Genomic DNA, 15200 nt, shown 5'->3' on the forward strand with positions numbered 1-15200 from the left:
ACTCGAACTTGAACTGCTGCGGCGTATTGTCTTTCACCGCCTTGGCCAGCCAGCTCATCTCATCGGCCGTCACCTTCGGTGGACGCCCCGGGATCGGCTTGGCCAGCAGGGCGTTTTGGCCGCCATTGGCAAAGTCTGCTAACCAGCGAAACACCGTGCGCGGGTTGACACCGTAGGCGGCTGCTACGCTTTGCACCGATTGGCCCTCTCGAATCGCCTTGACGGCTTGCTGGCGCATGACCTGGAGGGTGTGGTGGTCAATCCCGCGGGCGTCAGAGTTTCGTTTGCATTTCATGAAGAAAATTATCACATGAAATGGCATTACTTTCTAAAAGGTTAGTAAGCATCGTTTCTTCCTCTTAGGATTGCGGCTGCAGTAGCACCCGCTCGCTTGCGCCGCCCAGCACCGCACGGTAGGCGTCAAGCGCGCGTGCCAGCGGGTAGAGGTTGGATTCCAGTACTGGGAACGGTCGTAGCGTGCCGGCTGCAAAGCAAGGAGCCAAGATATCGAGAATGCGTGCACAGGCCGTGGCGTCCAAAGCCAGCGAATCCACGCCGACATAGGTGTGCTGGCCGCGGTAGAACGCAAAAATGTCGAACGGTACGCTGCGCTCCAGCGTCGAGATGAATATCTGGCGTGCACCTAGTGCCATAGCTGCGTTGGCGGAGGCGAAGTAGGGGCTGCAGACTGTGTTGTAGACGATGTCTGCGCCGTGCCCACCGGTTTCGTCGCGTACCACCTCGGCAACATCGTCGCGCGATGCATCGATGATGCGCACCGGCCCGTTGGTGTGGCCGCGGTACGGCTCGTTTTTGCGCACGATACCGAACACGCGGGCTCCCATCTGGGTGGCCAGCTGGATGGTGGCCTGGCCGACTTTGCCGTTGGCACCACCGACCAGTACGACATCACCAGGCTGAGGGAGGCCCGCGCGGCGCAGACCTTCGAACGCGGTGATGAACGGAACCCTGACGCCGCCGGCTTCGGAGAGTGTTATTCCGGCTGGTGTTTCCCGCACCTGTTCGGCATTGAGCAAGAGCAGCTCGGCATGGCTGCCGTCCCGCCGGATGCCGAGCTCGCCGCCTGAGCCCCACACTTCCTTGCCTATCCACTCGGTCGGGCCATCCAATACCACGCCGGCCCAGTCGCGCCCCGGTGTGCGCGGCCACACCGCATGCGGCATCAGACCGAGGGCGGCCTTCACATCGCTTGGGTTGACTCCGGGGCAATCATCATGACACGCTGGATATCTGGAACGCCGGCCTGTCGTGGGCGGTCGGTAAAGGACTGAGTGTGCGAGGCCAGGTGTCGTTGTCACGTCAGCGGGCCAATATCCCGCTCTATGGCTACCGGCGAGCTGACACTAGCGTGACGCTGAGCTATGCATTTGGCGGCTGAGCTATAGGCTTCCCCCTGTTCTGGCAAAAACAAGAAGGGGAACGGTGCCAAGCAGCAAGGTAGAGGAGGTGCGTACCTCGCGAACAGGTTCTAAGCGCGGACTCTGAAGTCATCCTAACTGGACGCTTTGTGGCGATCCTTGAGCTACAACAGAGGATGACAATCAGGGGGAGCCTGCCATGCACATTCACAATTTGTTCGCCCATATGGAAGCTCATACCGGGCAGGAGCAACTTGATACGCTGCTGAGCCGTCCCGGTCTCAAGATCGAGCGGATTGTCTCGACTGGTCAGGCCAGCCCGCCCGGCTTCTGGTACGAACAGGAGCAGGGCGAGTGGCTGGTGCTATTGGCTGGGGAGGCCAAATTGGTGTTCGAAGACGAAGCTTCGCCCCGCGACCTGCTTCCGGGCGATTTCGTCGACATTCCTCCCAAGTGCCGACACCGGGTCGAATGGACGGATCCGGAAGTGGCAACGGTCTGGCTGGCGGTGTACTACGAGTGATTTTCGCTGGCGATGCCACCGCCTTGACCCACTTCCATGGGCTGGCCAGCCACCCTGGAAGCTTGCTCGCAGTTTGGTCTGCGCCGCGAAGAGCAGGCAAGCAGCGCGGCTAACAGAACTCGGCCAGCGTTCATTTTCGTCGAGCATCCGCGGGCAGAAAGGGGCGGGCTGTCGGGGTGGGCATGACCCTCTATACAATGGTACGAACCACGCCGCCATCGACACGCAGTGCGGCACCGTTGGTGGCGGAAGCTTCCCGAGAGCAGACGTAGACCACCATATTGGCCACTTCCTCGACGGTTGCCAGTCGGCGTAGCAGCGAGGTGGGGCGGTGCATCGCAACGAAGTCCCGTTCCACCTGTTCCTGCGACCGCTCCTGGAATTCTGCCATCGAGGCAAAGAAGCTAGCGACCCCATCCGAACGGGTGGGGCCCGGCAAAACGGCGTTCACCGTGACGCCGGAGCCCACGGTCAGCTCGGCCAGGCCGCGTGACACGCCCAGCAGCGCGGTCTTGCTGACGCCGTAATGGATCATCTCCGCCGGGATATGCACGCCCGATTCGCTCGAAATGAAGACGATGCGCCCCCAGTCCGCCTGCAGCATCAGCGGCAGGTAGTGGCGAGACAGCCGAATACCGCTCATCACATTGACATCAAACATGCGTTGCCAGTGCTCGTCGGTGGTTTCCGTGAAGGCCCGCTGTTCGTAGAAACCGGCGTTGTTCACCAGGATGTCCACGTGAGGGTGGGCGTCGATGATGAGGCGAGCGCCGTCTGCGGTTGTCAGGTCGGCTGCAATGTTGGAGATGGTTACGGTAGGAAAAGCTTCGGCCAGCGTCGACTGGGCTTGTGCGAGCTTTTGCAGATTGCGACCGTGCAAAACAACGTCAGCCCCACACTCCGCCAAGCCTTTGGCAATGGCAAGACCGATGCCCGCCGATGAGCCGGTAATCAGCGCTTTTTTTCCTGTGAGATCGATACGCATGTCATCCCTCCCTCCATGGAAGCTTAGTCGGGACTATTTCGTTTGTTGAGGCTTTGCTGCCTGCCAGCTCTGGAGCGCCATATTCAGTGACAGGACATTGATGCGCGGTTCGCCGAACACGCCGAAGGTCCGGCCAACGGTGTGGGTGGCAATCAGCGCCTGCACCTGTTCAAGCGGTAGGGCACGCGCGGCGGCGACGCGCGGCGCCTGCATGAGCGCGTTGGCCGGGCTGATGTCCGGGTCGAGGCCGGAGGCGGAACTGGTCAGCATGTCGGCCGGCAGGGTCTGGATGCCTGGCAGGTCCTTCAGTAGCGCCTTGCGGTCGGTGAACAGCCGGTCGTGCAATGCCTGGCTGGTCGGCCCCAGGTTGGAGCCGTTGGAGCTCGCGGCGTTGTACGGGGCCGGTATCGTCTTGCTCGGGTCCTTAGGGTCGGTGTCGGTGGTAGCCGATGGGCGGCCGTGGAACCAGCCGGCCCCCACCCAGTTCTGGCCCACTTGGGCCGCACCGAGCGGTGCACCGCCCGGACCGGCGATCAGGCTGCCGTTGGCCTGACGCGGAAACGCCAGTTGGGCGATGCCGGTCACCGCCAGCGGGTAGGCCAGGCCGAACAGCAGCCAGGTCGCCAAGGTCAGCCGCACCGCGCTATTGAGCATGGTATTCATCGCGTCCTCCTACATCACCAGGGCGAGGCCCAGGTCGATCAGCTTGATGCCGATGAACGGGGCGATCAGGCCGCCTACGCCGTACAGCATCAGATTGCGGTAGAACATCACCTCGGCGCTCTTGGGCTGGAAGCGCACTCCGCGCAGCGCCAGCGGGATCAACAGCGGGATGATCAGCGCGTTGAAGATCAGCGCCGACAGGATCGCGCTTTGCGGCGTGGCCAGGCCCATCACGTTCAGCGCATTCAGGCCCGGCAGGGCGGTGATGAACAGCGCCGGCAAGATGGCGAAGTACTTGGCTACGTCGTTGGCGATCGAGAAGGTGGTCAGCGCACCGCGGGTGATCAGCATCTGCTTGCCGATGGCGACCAGGTCGAGCAACTTGGTCGGATCGGAGTCGAGGTCGATCAGGTTGGCCGCTTCCTTGGCCGGCATGGTACCGGTATACATCGCTAGCCCCACGTCGGCCTGCGCCAGCGCCGGTGCGTCGTTGGTGCCGTCGCCGGTCATCGCCACCAGGCGGCCTTGTGCTTGTTCTCTGCGGATCAGCGTGAGCTTTTCTTCCGGCCGTGCTTCGGCGACTACCTCGTCGAGCCCCGCCTCGGCGGCGATCACGGTGGCGGTGACCGGGTTGTCGCCGGTCACCATCACGGTGCGGATGCCCATGGTGCGCAATTGCTCCATCCGATCGCGGATGCCGGTCTTCAGCACGTCGGACAGCATGATCACCCCGAGGATGTCGCCGTTTTCCGCTACCGCCAGCGGCGTTGCACCCTGGCGCGCGACTTGTTCGGTGAGTGCGGTCAGGTCCGGTGGTACGGGGCGGCTATAGTGTTCGGTGACGTAGCGGCTGACTGAATCGACAGCACCCTTGCGGATCACCCGGCCGTCCGGCAGGTCGGAGCCGCTCATCCGGGTTTCGGCCGAGAACTCGGTGCCGACCGCCTTGTCCTGGCCGACTACCGGGCGGGCTCCTTCGTTCAGCGCGTATGTTGCGGTCGAGCGACCTTCCGGCGTGTTGTCGAACAACGAGGCGAGATACGCCGCCTGGGTTAGCCGCGCCGCACTGCAGCCTGCCACTGGCAAGAGCGCGGTCGCCATGCGGTTGCCGACGGTGATGGTGCCGGTCTTGTCGAGAATCAGCGTATGCACATCGCCGGCGGCCTCGACCGCCTTGCCCGACGTTGCCAGCATATTGAAGCGCATGGTGCGGTCGATGCCGGCAATGCCGATCGCTGACAACAGCGCACCGATGGTGGTCGGGATCAACGCCACGATCAGCGCCACCAAGTCGGCGACATTGATCTGCGCCTTCAGGTAGCTGGCTACCGGCGCCATTGCCGCGGCTACGATCACGAAGATCAGCGTCAGTACCGACAACAGCACGGTCAGTGCGATTTCGTTCGGTGTTTTTTGGCGCTGTGCACTTTCCACCAACCGGATCATCCGGTCGAGGAAACTATCACCGGGTGAGGCGGTGACCCGGATCAACAGGCTGTCCGAGATCACCTTGGTGCCGCCGGTGACGCTGGAGGCGACATCGGAGCCGGCCTCCTTGATCACCGGGGCCGATTCGCCGGTGATCACCGACTCGTCGACATAGGCGATGCCGTCGATCACCTCGCCATCCATCGGAATCAGCTCGTCGCGCTCTACCCGCACCAGGTCGCCCTTGTTCAGCGCGGATGCCGAGACGGTTTCCTCTCTACCGTCCGCGACGATGCGCCGGGCGTGCAGCTCGGTGGAAGTGTGGCGCAGCGAGGCGGCCTTGGCCTTGCCGCGACCTTCGGCCAATGCTTCGGCAAAGTTGGCGAACCAGACGGTGATCACCAGGATTGCAGTGACCACACCGTTATACAGGTGGCTGGCGTGCGAGGGGCCGAACAGGGTCGGAGAAACGGTCAGCGCCGCGGTAACCAGCGCGCCTAGCCACACGACGAACATCACCGGGTTGCGCACCTGCTGGCGCGGGTCGAACTTGATCAGCGAGTCGACCAGCGCCTGCTTGAGCAGGGGAGAACCGTAGCCGGCCGCGACGAGGTGGCTTGCCGGGGGCACGAGCGGTGCTTGTGGTGATAGCGGATGAGCAGTAGGTCTGTTCATGACAGCATTACCTATGGCTAGAACAGATGGTGGGTCGCCATCGCGAAGTATTCGGCGATCGGCCCCAGCACCAGTGCAGGCAGGAAGGTCAGCGCGCCGACGATCAGGATGGTGGCAAACCACCAGACGCCGAACAGCGGTGTATCGGTGCGCAGCGTGCCGACGCTCGGCGGAAGTGTCGGCTTGGCGGCCAGCGAGCCGGCCACCGCCATCAGGAAGATGATCGGCGGGTAACGGCCCAGCAGAATCACAAGCGCGATCGCCAGGTTGTACCAGGGGGTGTTGGCGTTAAGCCCCGCGAAGGCCGAGCCGTTGTTGGCGGCGGCCGAGCTGAACGCGTACAGCACTTCCGAATAGCCGTGCATCGCCGCGTTATTGAGCGAGGACAGGCCATAGGGCACGACCATCGACCAGGCCGACGGCGCTAGGATCACCAGCGGGTGGATTAGCAGTGCCAGGGACACCAGCACGATCTCGGGTTTCTCGATCTTCTTGCCCATGAATTCCGGTGTTCGGCCAACCATCAGCCCGGCGACGAACACGCCGATCAAACCGTAGACCAGGAAGCCGAGGAAACCTACCCCCTTACCGCCAAACACGCACTGCAGCATCATCTGGATCATCAGCGGCATGCCGCCCTGCGGCGTGAAGCTGTCGTGCATCGCATTGACGCTGCCGGTAGTGAACGCCGTGGTATAGGCCGCATAGAGCGCGCTCTGCGCGATGCCAAAGCGCACCTCCTTGCCTTCCATATTGCCGCCTGGCTGCAGCGGCCCGGCCTGCAGGCTGACGCCCGCCTGGTGCAGCAGTGGCGTGCCGGCCTGTTCAGGAAGCACCGTCATCGCGAGAAAGCCCAGCAGCAGCACGCCCATCACGCCGTAGATCACCCAGGCTTGGCGGGCGTTACCGATCATCCGTCCGAACATCACCACCAGCGCGGCGGGCAGGCTGGACATCAGCATCAGCAAAGCGAGGTTGGTCAGCGGTGTCGGGTTCTGCAGCGGGTGGGCGGCGTTGACGTTGAAGAAGCCACCGCCGTTGGTGCCGAGGTTCTCGATCGACTCCTGCGCGGCCACCGGGCCGAGACTGATCGTCTGGTGGGCGCCCTGCAGTGTGTTGACCGCGACGTTGGCGTCGAGCGTCTGCGGCACACCCTGCCAGATCAGGAACAGTGCGAACAGCAGCGCGCCCGGTAGCAGCACTCGGGTGCTGAAACGGATCAGGTCGCGGTAGAAGTTGCCGAGGTCGGCGCCTCCGTCCTTCACGATCAGCGCGCGGATGAATGCGATCGCTACCACGAAACCGGTGGCCGCCGACGTGAACATCGGGAAGGTGATTGCCGCCATCTGGCTGAAGTTCGACAGCGTCGATTCGCCCCCGTAGCTCTGCCAGTTGGTGTTAGTGATGAAGCTGATCGCAGTATTGAACGCCTGCATCGGCTCCATCCCAGCCAGTTTCAGCGGGTTGAGCGGCAGGCGATTCTGAAAGATCAGCACTAGATAGATCAACACCGCCATCGCGAGGTTGGCGGCGAGCATGTGCAGGGTGTAGCGCTGCCAGTTCATCGGCCGGCTGCATGCATCGCGCCCGACGAGCCGGTACAGCAGCCCGTCGAGCGGGTCGAACAGTGGGTCGAGCAGCGTGCGCTGCCCGGTCATTACCCTAGCCAGGTAACGGCCGAGCACCAGGCTCAGCAGCAAGGTCGCCAGCAGGGTCAATCCAATTTGCAGCCAGAACGGAGACATCGCGATCACTCCTTAGCAGAGGGCGTCGATGACAGAGGCTCAAAACTTCTCGGGGTGAATGACGGCGTAGAACAGATAGGCCACCACCCCGACGAGCAGAGCCAACAGCAGGTCGATAGCCATGGATTCATCTCCTTCCTCTACCCAGCCCATCCAGGTCGATAGGGCTCAACCAAGATCGGCCGGGCCCGTGCCTTCGAGGGTTTCGCGGGAGGCAGGCCGTTCGATCAGGCGGCTGGTGTAGCGGGTCAGCAGACCGAGCAGCAAGTAAGCCCCGATCATGAGTAGCAGCAGTGCAATAGTGAGCAGCATGGTAATCTCCTTCCCTGGGGGTAGGCATGCGGCCTAAGCCCGAGGGATATTGCTCAGGAACCTTTCCTGGTCACTTTCAGTGAAGACCGCCACGGATTAAGTCTGCATAAATTTGGAGTGCTGCAGCGTAAAAAAGCTGTAAATGGATGGTGGCGGGAAATAAGGGGGATAAAGCTGAAGGATAGCGGCGAATCTAATTGCCGCTCTTGGGGCCTGCTGTGTGTCGAGAGATTGAGGTGAAAGTAAAAGGGGGGAGGTGAAGGTTTTTAAGAGCCGCTAACAAAGCTCAGCTAAGCGGCCATGGCTAGGCGTGCGGCCGCAGACAGTACAAGTAGTACGGCAAGGCTGCATAACAACGCCAAGGGGGTTTTGTCAGAGGCTCTTAATTGACCGCTGAGACGATACCGAAACTGAAGCGGATCCAGTCCTTTCAATTTACTTCAATCAAGTATCTACCTGCATAAGGTTGAAGATAAAGGCGGAAACCCCACGACGAGTCGGGTCAGTTTAATGAAAAAGCGACGGGTTGCCCCGTCGCTTTCAAGTTGTAAGCTCGTGATTCTAAACCGCGCGTTGGGCAGTCAGGTTCTTGCGGAAGAACAAACCATACGCAACCGAGAGTGCGAGCAGAAACGGCAGGCCGAAAACCAGCGTCATCCGGAACGCCTCGGTGAACGCGGTGGTGATAAGGATGGCCAGCATCAGGAGACCACCTGCTAGCGTCGTAACTGGGAAATACTTCATCCGGAACGACAGTGGTGCTCCACCTTGCCGGTCGTGGTGACGGCGGAAGAAGTAGTGGGTGACGAAGATCATCAGCCAGGTGAAGATGGCGCCGAACATCGAGATCGCCATCATCAGCGTGAACGACTGGTCCGGATAGAGCACGTTCAGCACGGTGGCGAGCGCGATGCCGCCGGTGGACATCAGCAGCGCGTTCAGTGGAATGCCGCGGCGGTTCAGGCGCCCCATGCTGGCAGGGGCATGGCCCGCGCGGGACAGGCTGAACATCATGCGGGTGGTGATGTAGAGCTGGCTGTTCATCGCCGACAGTGCCGCGATCAGCACGATGAAGTTGATCACTCCGGCCGCACCTGGGATGCCCAGCACCTGCATTACCTTCACGAATGGGCTGCCGCTTTGCCCGGCCTCGCTCCACGGCACGATCGCCAGGATCAGTGCCAGCGTCACCAGATAGAAGATCGCCAGGCGCAGCATCGTGGCGCGAAACGCCTGCTTTACCGCTTTTTCCGGATCGTCCGCCTCGCCGGCCGCCACCGCGATCATTTCGACGCTCAGATAGCTGAAGATCGACACGATCACCGCCACCCACATGCCCGAGATGCCGTGCGGGAAGAAGCCCTGGTGCGCCCAGTAGTGCTGGACGCCGTATTGCGGCGAGCCGGAGCCGAACACCACATAAGCACCCAGTACGATGAAGGCGACGATGGCCAGTACCTTGATCGTCGAAAACCAGTACTCAACAGTGCCGAACGCCTTCACGCTTGCGGCGTTCACCGCGATAAGCACGGCCGAGAACAATGCGATCCATAGCCAAGACGGCACAGTGGGAAACCAGAACTTCATGTAGACCGCCACTGCCGTTACCTCGGTGCCGACCGCCAGCACGATGCAGGCCCAGTAGGCATAGCGTACCAGGAAGCCCGCCAGTGGGCCGATGTAGTACTCGGCAAAGGCGCCGAACGACCCCGAGGTGAAGTGGGCCACTGTCATTTCGGCCAGGCAGCCCATTAGCAACAGGGTAATCAGACCGCCGATCGCATAACTGATCAGCACGCTGGGGCCGGCAAAGTTGATGGCGAAGCTGCTACCCAGAAACAGGCCGGTGCCGATTGCGCCGCCGATGGCGATCATGCTCATCTGGCCGGCACTCAGGCGGCGATGCAGGCCCTGTTCGCGCTGGGCGATTTCGTCGAATCCTCTCGATTGACTCATCTGTCTCTCCTTTGTAATAGAGTTGTTTTTCTAGTGATCAGGGTGGCTCAGGTCACCGAAGTGCGTTGCTTGAACTCGGGCTTGTCCCAGCTGCGGGTGTCCAGAATGTCCTTCAGCGTGTCCACTGCATCCCAGACGTCGGCGTAGCCGAGATAGAGCGGGGTAATGCCGAAGCGCAGCACTTCCGGCTCGCGGTAGTCGCCGATCACGCCGCGCGCGATCAGCGCCTGCATCACCGCGAAACCCTCTGGGTGACGGAAGCTCGCATGACTGCCGCGCTGGTCATGATCACGCGGGGTGATCAGCGTCAGTGGGTGGTCCTTGCAGCGGGTCTCAACCAGCTCGATGAACAGGTCGGTTAGCGCTAGCGACTTGGTGCGCACCGCTTCCATGTCGGCCTCGAGCGCCACGTCCAGGCCGCATTCGATCAGCGACATCGACACGATCGGCTGGGTGCCGCACAGGAAGCGGCGGATACCGTTGGCCGGTTCATAGGCAACAGCCATGTCGAACGGCCGCTGGTGGCCCCACCAGCCTGACAGCGGCTGCCAGAAGCGGTCTTGGTGACGGGGCGGCACCCAGATGAAGGCTGGCGAGCCCGGGCCGCCATTCAGGTACTTGTAGGTGCAGCCCACCGCGAAGTCGGCTTGGGCGGCGTTCAGGTCCACCGGTACTGCGCCGGCGGCATGCGCCAGGTCCCAGATGGTCAGCGCGCCATACTGGTGGGCCAGGGCGGTAACGGAGGCCATGTCGTACATGGCACCGGTACGGTAGTTGACGTGTGAGAGCAGCAGCACTGCAACATCCTCGTCGAGCGCAGCCTCCAGCGGCGTTTCGTCGTCGATCAGTCGCAGCTCGTAGCCCTGCTGCAGGAAGTCGATCATCCCTTGGATCATGTAGAGGTCGGTCGGAAAGTTGTCGCGTTCCGACACAATCACCCGACGCTGCGGGCGGGCCTGCTGCTGGATGCGTAGCGCGGCGGCCAGTGCCTTGAACAGGTTGAGCGAGGTGGTGTCGGTGATCACTACTTCGTCTTCATTGGCGCCGATCAGCCGGCCGAGCTTGTTGCCCAGTCGCGCCGGTAGGGCGAACCAGTCGGCGGTGTTCCAGCTTCGAATCAGCCCGACGCCCCATTCCTGTTCGATCACCTCGGCGCTGCGGACCCGGGCGCTCTTGGGCATTACACCTAGCGAGTTGCCGTCTAGGTAGATCACGCCGTCGGGCAATTCGAAACGCTGTTTCAGCGGGGCCAATGGGTCCTGCAAGTCGGCTTGCAGACAGTCTTCTCGGGTCAACACGGTGTTCTCCTTTGTGTTGTCAGTGGTCAGTTCAGGGGCCGCAGCACAGCACGCACTGGGCTGGCATCGACGCCCATCAGCTTGAGCGGCAGGGCGATCAGCTCGTAGTCGCCCTCGGGCACTTCGTCGAGCAGCAGGTTCTCCAGGATGGCCATGCCGTGGCGCGCCACCGCATGGTGGGCCTCCAGCGTCTTGCTGTTCACCGGGTCGAGCGATGCGGTGTCGGTGCCGATCAGGCAAACGCCGCGTTCGCCGAGCCAGTCGACTACCTCGGGGGCGACTGCCATGAAACCGTCGTCCCAGTGCCCCAGAGGGAAGCGCTGATAGCTGCGGATCAGCACACGCGGTGGTAAGGGGGCGTCCCCCAGGCGCATCTGTAGTATTTCGCGGGTGAGAAGCGGTCCGGTGTCTTGGCAGTGCAGCACACGGCAGGGACCAAGATAGGGCGCCAGATCGACCTCGCCGATACCGACTCCGTCGGGCCGGTAGTGCAGAGGTGCATCGGCATGCGCACCGGTATGGGTAGACAGACTCAGCCGCGACACATTGACCGGGCAGGCGCCGGACAAACTCCAGGTTCGGAAGACGCCGAACGGCGTGTCGCCGGGCCAGACCGGCATGTCGGGACACAGCGGTGGGGTGATGTCGTACAGCATCTGTGAGGCTCCTGAGCGTGCTGGAAACTGAAACTATCCTAGCACCGCCCTCTCTCGCCAAAATTGCAAGTTTGGCTTGGCGAAATGCGATTTTTCGCAGAATATTCAACTTATCGTGTGAATTTGATTGGATTCTGCAAATGCAGGTCGATGCGATCGATTGGCGCATACTTGCCGCGCTGCAACACAATGGCCGACTGAGTAATCAGGACCTGGCTGACAAGGTGGCGCTGTCCCCGTCTGCCTGCCTGCGCCGGGTGCGCGCACTGGAGGAAAACGGGCTGATCCGCGGCTACCGAGCCGAACTGGACGCGCTGAAGCTGGGTTTTGAGCTGGAGGCGGTGGTGCATGTCACGCTGGACCGCTCGCGCGAGGACTGGCACGAGCGCTTCCAGGCACAGATCGACGAGTTTGACGAAGTGACGGCAGCCTATGTGGTGAGCGGCCCGACCAACTATATCCTGCACGTGCGCACCCACAACCTGACGGCGTTTTCCACCTTCGTCGTGGAAAAGCTGAACAAGATTCCCGGCATGCGGGACATCTGTTCCTACATCGTGATGAGGAAGATCAAGGATCGGATCGGGTTGTTACCGATCGCGCAGGAGCACTGAGGCAGGGGGAAGGAAAGGCAAGCCGCTCGGCCAACCTTGTACAGATGACAAAGCGCTGCCCAGGGCAGCGCTTTGCTTTTCATGTCTATCAAGGGTTGGCCGAACGTGTTCGGCCAACCCTTGGGCTTACCGACTCACGCGTTGGCGCGGGCCCGCTCGACTTCGGTGACCGGGGCGCCGGCCTGCTCGCCGTACAGGCGGAAGTCGAAGTCGATCGAGGCGAACGGCTTGGTCAGCTCCTTCTTTGCCAGCTCAGCCGGGGCGGCCACGTGATTCACTGCCGGCACCAGTCCCTCGCGGCTGGCGAAGGCGAAGTCGTCCCACAAATACGGATCGCCGTCGATGTTGATCTGCGTGGTCAGCTTGCGGTGGCTTTCGGCCGACACGAAGAAGTGGATGTGTGCCGGACGGTTGCCGTGGCGGCCCAGCAGATCGAGCAGGCGCTGGGTGGAGCCGTTCGGCGGACAGGCGTAGCCCATCGGCACGATGCTGCGGAACTGGTAGCGGCCGTTGGCGTCGGTGATGATGGAGCGGCGCAGGTTGAAGGCGGACTGGCTCTTGTCGAAGAACGAGTAGTTGCCCATCAGGTTGGCGTGCCATACCTCGACCTTGGCGTTCGGCAGCGGCTTGCCGTCTGCGCCGTATACGGTGCCCTGCATGAACAGCACCTCTCCCTTGTCCGCTTCGGTGCCGTCGTCGAGGCGGGCGAAGCCCACGCTCTCCGGCGCACCAGCCACGTAGAGCGGGCCTTCGATGGTGCGCGGGGTGCCGCCGGTTAGACCGGCCTTGGCCTCGGCCTCGTCCTGACGGATGTCGATGAAGCGTTCCAGGCCGATGCCCGGGGCAATCAGGCCCAGCTCGTGGTTGGCGCCGGCTTCGGCGAGGTATTCCAGGCCCTTCCAGATTTCGCTCGGCGTGAGGTCGAGGTCCTCGATGGCCTTGAACAGATCGCTCACCAAGCGGACGGTGATTTGTTGAACGCGCGCGTTTACCGGGCCGGTGGCGGTGTCAACGATGAAGCTCTTTACCAGAGCGTCGATTTCAGCATGGGTCATGTCTCTACTCCTTCTCTCTTGTAGTAAGGCGCCGCGTTGTCTTTTGGATCGGCAGCGGCTGGCGCGTGGACTGCGGGTGGGTGAACGAGTACTTCAGCGATCGTCGTCGCGGATCGAAGACGGGTGGCGGCACAGGGGCAGCACCTCGATCTTCATGTACGGAAACAGGGGCAGGGTGGAGACGAGCGTGTGCAGCTCGTCCACGCTCTCGACATCGAAGATGCTGATGTTCGAGTACTGCCCGCCGATGCGCCACAGGTGGCGCCACTTGCCCTGTTGCTGCAGCTCCTGGGAGCGGGCCTTCTCGACAGCCTTCAGTTCGGCGGCCTCTCCGGCCGACAGGGACGGTGGCAGCTGCACATCCATTCGTATGTGAAACAGCATGGGGTTGCTCCTTTCATTGGCTTGGTTGAAAGCCGCCAAGAAAACCCAGCGAAGCGGTTCTGCTCGTCGCGCGGCCGCAGACGGTACGAGTCGGTACGGCAAGAGCGCGCAACAACGCCGGTAGGGTTTTATTGGTGGCGCTAGCGGCGCATCCTGGCGAGCTTGTCGTGGTCGATCTCAATGCCCAGGCCCGGCCCGGTTGGCACCTGCAGCATGAAGTCGCGATACTCGAGCGGTGTGCTCAGGATCTCCTCGGTCAACAGCAGTGGGCCGAATAACTCGGTGCCGAAAGTGAGGTCCGCGAAAGTGGAAAACACATGGGCAGAGGCGGCAGTGCCGACCGCGCCTTCCAGCATCGTTCCGCCGTAGAGGCCGATGCCGGCCAACTGGGCGATGGCGGCCACCTGCTGGGACGGCACCAGTCCGCCCGACTGGGCGATCTTCACCGCGAACACGTCGGCGCCATTCTCCTTGGCGAACTCGAAGGCGCTGAGCGGGCCGTGTAGCGCCTCGTCGGCCATGATCGGCACGGCGAAGCGGGCGGCGAGGCGGGCGAGGCCCGACCGGTTCTCGGCGCGGATCGGCTGCTCGATCAGGTCGATGCCGCCGGCCTCCAGCGCGGCGATGCCGTTGGCCGCATCGAGCTCGCTCCAGGCCTGATTCACGTCGACGCGCACGCTGGCGGCGTCGCCGAGCGCTTTCTTGATCGCCAGCACGTGGGCGACGTCGTCGGCCACCGGGCGCAGGCCGATCTTCAGCTTGAAGATGCGGTGACGGCGCAGCTCGAGCATCTGCTCGGCCTCGGCGATGTCCTTCTGAGTGTCGCCGCTCGCCAGCGTCCAAGCCACCGGCAGCGCATCGCGCAGCCGGCCGCCCAGCAGTTCCGACAGTGGAATGTTCAGCCGGCGCGCCTGCGCATCGAGCAGTGCGGTCTCCAGGGCGCACTTGGCGAAACGGTTGCCCTGGATAGTCTTGCGCACCTTGGCCATCACCGCCGCCACGTTGCGCGCATCCATGCCGATCATCAGCGGCGCGATGTGGGTGTCGATGTTGACCTTGACGCTCTCCGGGCTTTCCTCGCCGTAGTTGAGGCCGCCGATGGTGGTGGCTTCGCCCCAGCCTTCGATGCCGTCCTCGCACAGCACTCTTATCAGTACCAAGGTCTGGGTGTTCATCGTGGCGACTGACAGCTTGTGCGGGCGGATGGTTGGCACGTCCACCAGGAGGGTTTCGATGAATCTGATCATGGCGCTTCGGCGTCCTTGCTGAGGGTTGCGGCACCAGACCGCGCGTTGTTGCGCGGGACCGGCGGAGAGTGGCTGACTCGATCCGACCAGCGGGGCCTGTCGATGGAAGCGATTGAATACCTGTCTCCGTTGCCGGGCTATCCGGCTACTTGGGATTTGCTATCCACTTTTTTCGGCGGCAGCGTGAGGGGGCGGATGGATTAGGCAGCTCCCTCTAAGGAGGCTCAATCGGACACAGGTGGAGGAAGGAGGGCAAAGCCACATCGGCCGAACGGGAAAG

Annotated in this window: 16 protein-coding genes; 2 read left to right on the top strand and 14 right to left on the bottom strand. The window is 62.5% G+C overall.

The genetic code is table 11. The features are described 5' to 3' along the window. Positions 1 to 295: helix-turn-helix domain-containing protein (locus tag QU481_RS10400; protein WP_289828410.1), on the bottom strand; the 295-nt coding region annotated here is incomplete at its 3' end. Between the two features lie 64 nt (positions 296 to 359). After that, on the bottom strand, positions 360 to 1205 hold the full coding sequence (locus QU481_RS10405) for a quinone oxidoreductase family protein (protein ID WP_289829908.1): 846 nt from the start codon (positions 1203 to 1205) through the stop codon (positions 360 to 362). 373 nt (positions 1206 to 1578) lie between these two features. On the opposite strand from QU481_RS10405, the gene QU481_RS10410 reads away from it, so the two are divergent. After that, a complete protein-coding gene (locus tag QU481_RS10410) occupies positions 1579 to 1902 on the top strand; it encodes a cupin domain-containing protein (RefSeq protein WP_289829909.1) in 324 nt (107 codons plus the stop codon). Positions 1903 to 2092: 190 nt separating this feature from the next. On the opposite strand, the gene QU481_RS10415 is transcribed toward QU481_RS10410, so the two are convergent. From QU481_RS10415 to kynB, 9 genes are all read right to left on the bottom strand, one after another. After that, entirely contained in the window at positions 2093 to 2887 is a 795-nt protein-coding gene (locus tag QU481_RS10415; RefSeq protein ID WP_289829910.1) for an SDR family NAD(P)-dependent oxidoreductase, read from the bottom strand. A gap of 33 nt (positions 2888 to 2920) precedes the next feature. After that, a complete protein-coding gene (kdpC, locus tag QU481_RS10420) occupies positions 2921 to 3550 on the bottom strand; it encodes a potassium-transporting ATPase subunit KdpC (RefSeq protein ID WP_289829911.1) in 630 nt (209 codons plus the stop codon). Positions 3551 to 3559: 9 nt separating this feature from the next. Then, positions 3560 to 5653 (bottom strand): potassium-transporting ATPase subunit KdpB, encoded by a 2094-nt coding sequence (gene kdpB / locus QU481_RS10425; protein WP_289829912.1) that lies wholly within the window; start codon positions 5651 to 5653, stop codon positions 3560 to 3562. 17 nt (positions 5654 to 5670) lie between these two features. Beyond that, on the bottom strand, positions 5671 to 7398 hold the full coding sequence (gene kdpA, locus QU481_RS10430) for a potassium-transporting ATPase subunit KdpA (RefSeq protein ID WP_289829913.1): 1728 nt from the start codon (positions 7396 to 7398) through the stop codon (positions 5671 to 5673). 39 nt (positions 7399 to 7437) lie between these two features. Further along, a complete protein-coding gene (locus tag QU481_RS23850; RefSeq protein WP_353962185.1) occupies positions 7438 to 7551 on the bottom strand; it encodes a potassium-transporting ATPase subunit F in 114 nt (37 codons plus the stop codon). 15 nt (positions 7552 to 7566) lie between these two features. Further along, positions 7567 to 7710, bottom strand: a complete 144-nt coding sequence (locus QU481_RS10435; protein ID WP_289829914.1) for a hypothetical protein — start codon at positions 7708 to 7710, stop codon at positions 7567 to 7569. 561 nt (positions 7711 to 8271) lie between these two features. Continuing rightward, positions 8272 to 9666 (bottom strand): amino acid permease, encoded by a 1395-nt coding sequence (locus tag QU481_RS10440; RefSeq protein ID WP_289829915.1) that lies wholly within the window; start codon positions 9664 to 9666, stop codon positions 8272 to 8274. A 47-nt stretch (positions 9667 to 9713) separates the two neighbouring features. Continuing rightward, the gene (kynU, locus tag QU481_RS10445; protein ID WP_289829916.1) at positions 9714 to 10964 is read right to left on the bottom strand and encodes a kynureninase; all 1251 of its coding nucleotides are present in this window, start codon (positions 10962 to 10964) and stop codon (positions 9714 to 9716) included. 26 nt (positions 10965 to 10990) lie between these two features. Then, entirely contained in the window at positions 10991 to 11620 is a 630-nt protein-coding gene (gene kynB, locus QU481_RS10450; RefSeq protein ID WP_289829917.1) for an arylformamidase, read from the bottom strand. 140 nt (positions 11621 to 11760) lie between these two features. On the opposite strand from kynB, the gene QU481_RS10455 reads away from it, so the two are divergent. Further along, positions 11761 to 12234 carry an Lrp/AsnC family transcriptional regulator gene (locus tag QU481_RS10455; RefSeq protein WP_289829918.1) on the top strand — a complete coding sequence of 158 codons (474 nt, stop codon included), beginning with the start codon at positions 11761 to 11763 and terminating at the stop codon, positions 12232 to 12234. Positions 12235 to 12368: 134 nt separating this feature from the next. On the opposite strand, the gene catA is transcribed toward QU481_RS10455, so the two are convergent. From catA to QU481_RS10470, 3 genes are all read right to left on the bottom strand, one after another. Next, positions 12369 to 13289 carry a catechol 1,2-dioxygenase gene (gene catA / locus QU481_RS10460; protein ID WP_289829919.1) on the bottom strand — a complete coding sequence of 307 codons (921 nt, stop codon included), beginning with the start codon at positions 13287 to 13289 and terminating at the stop codon, positions 12369 to 12371. A gap of 93 nt (positions 13290 to 13382) precedes the next feature. Then, on the bottom strand, positions 13383 to 13673 hold the full coding sequence (gene catC, locus QU481_RS10465; RefSeq protein ID WP_289829920.1) for a muconolactone Delta-isomerase: 291 nt from the start codon (positions 13671 to 13673) through the stop codon (positions 13383 to 13385). A gap of 140 nt (positions 13674 to 13813) precedes the next feature. Next, complete coding sequence (locus tag QU481_RS10470; protein WP_289829921.1) at positions 13814 to 14920, bottom strand: muconate/chloromuconate family cycloisomerase; 1107 nt, start codon at positions 14918 to 14920, stop codon at positions 13814 to 13816. Between the last annotated feature and the right edge of the window lie 280 nt (positions 14921 to 15200).

This window comes from Crenobacter oryzisoli (genome assembly GCF_030385785.1).
GTDB classification, from domain to species: Bacteria; Pseudomonadota; Gammaproteobacteria; order Burkholderiales; family Chromobacteriaceae; genus Crenobacter_A; species Crenobacter_A oryzisoli.

Coding starts and splice junctions, on each gene's coding strand:
- kynB (WP_289829917.1), bottom strand. CDS start 11,620: ATGCTGTACGACATCACCCCACCGCTGTGTCCCGACATGCCGGTCTGG.
- QU481_RS23850 (WP_353962185.1), bottom strand. CDS start 7,551: ATGGGCTGGGTAGAGGAAGGAGATGAATCCATGGCTATCGACCTGCTG.
- QU481_RS10435 (WP_289829914.1), bottom strand. CDS start 7,710: ATGCTGCTCACTATTGCACTGCTGCTACTCATGATCGGGGCTTACTTG.
- kdpC (WP_289829911.1), bottom strand. CDS start 3,550: ATGAATACCATGCTCAATAGCGCGGTGCGGCTGACCTTGGCGACCTGG.
- catC (WP_289829920.1), bottom strand. CDS start 13,673: ATGCTGTTTCACATACGAATGGATGTGCAGCTGCCACCGTCCCTGTCG.
- QU481_RS10455 (WP_289829918.1), top strand. CDS start 11,761: ATGCAGGTCGATGCGATCGATTGGCGCATACTTGCCGCGCTGCAACAC.
- kdpB (WP_289829912.1), bottom strand. CDS start 5,653: ATGAACAGACCTACTGCTCATCCGCTATCACCACAAGCACCGCTCGTG.
- QU481_RS10440 (WP_289829915.1), bottom strand. CDS start 9,666: ATGAGTCAATCGAGAGGATTCGACGAAATCGCCCAGCGCGAACAGGGC.
- kdpA (WP_289829913.1), bottom strand. CDS start 7,398: ATGTCTCCGTTCTGGCTGCAAATTGGATTGACCCTGCTGGCGACCTTG.
- QU481_RS10470 (WP_289829921.1), bottom strand. CDS start 14,920: ATGATCAGATTCATCGAAACCCTCCTGGTGGACGTGCCAACCATCCGC.
- QU481_RS10410 (WP_289829909.1), top strand. CDS start 1,579: ATGCACATTCACAATTTGTTCGCCCATATGGAAGCTCATACCGGGCAG.
- QU481_RS10415 (WP_289829910.1), bottom strand. CDS start 2,887: ATGCGTATCGATCTCACAGGAAAAAAAGCGCTGATTACCGGCTCATCG.
- catA (WP_289829919.1), bottom strand. CDS start 13,289: ATGACCCATGCTGAAATCGACGCTCTGGTAAAGAGCTTCATCGTTGAC.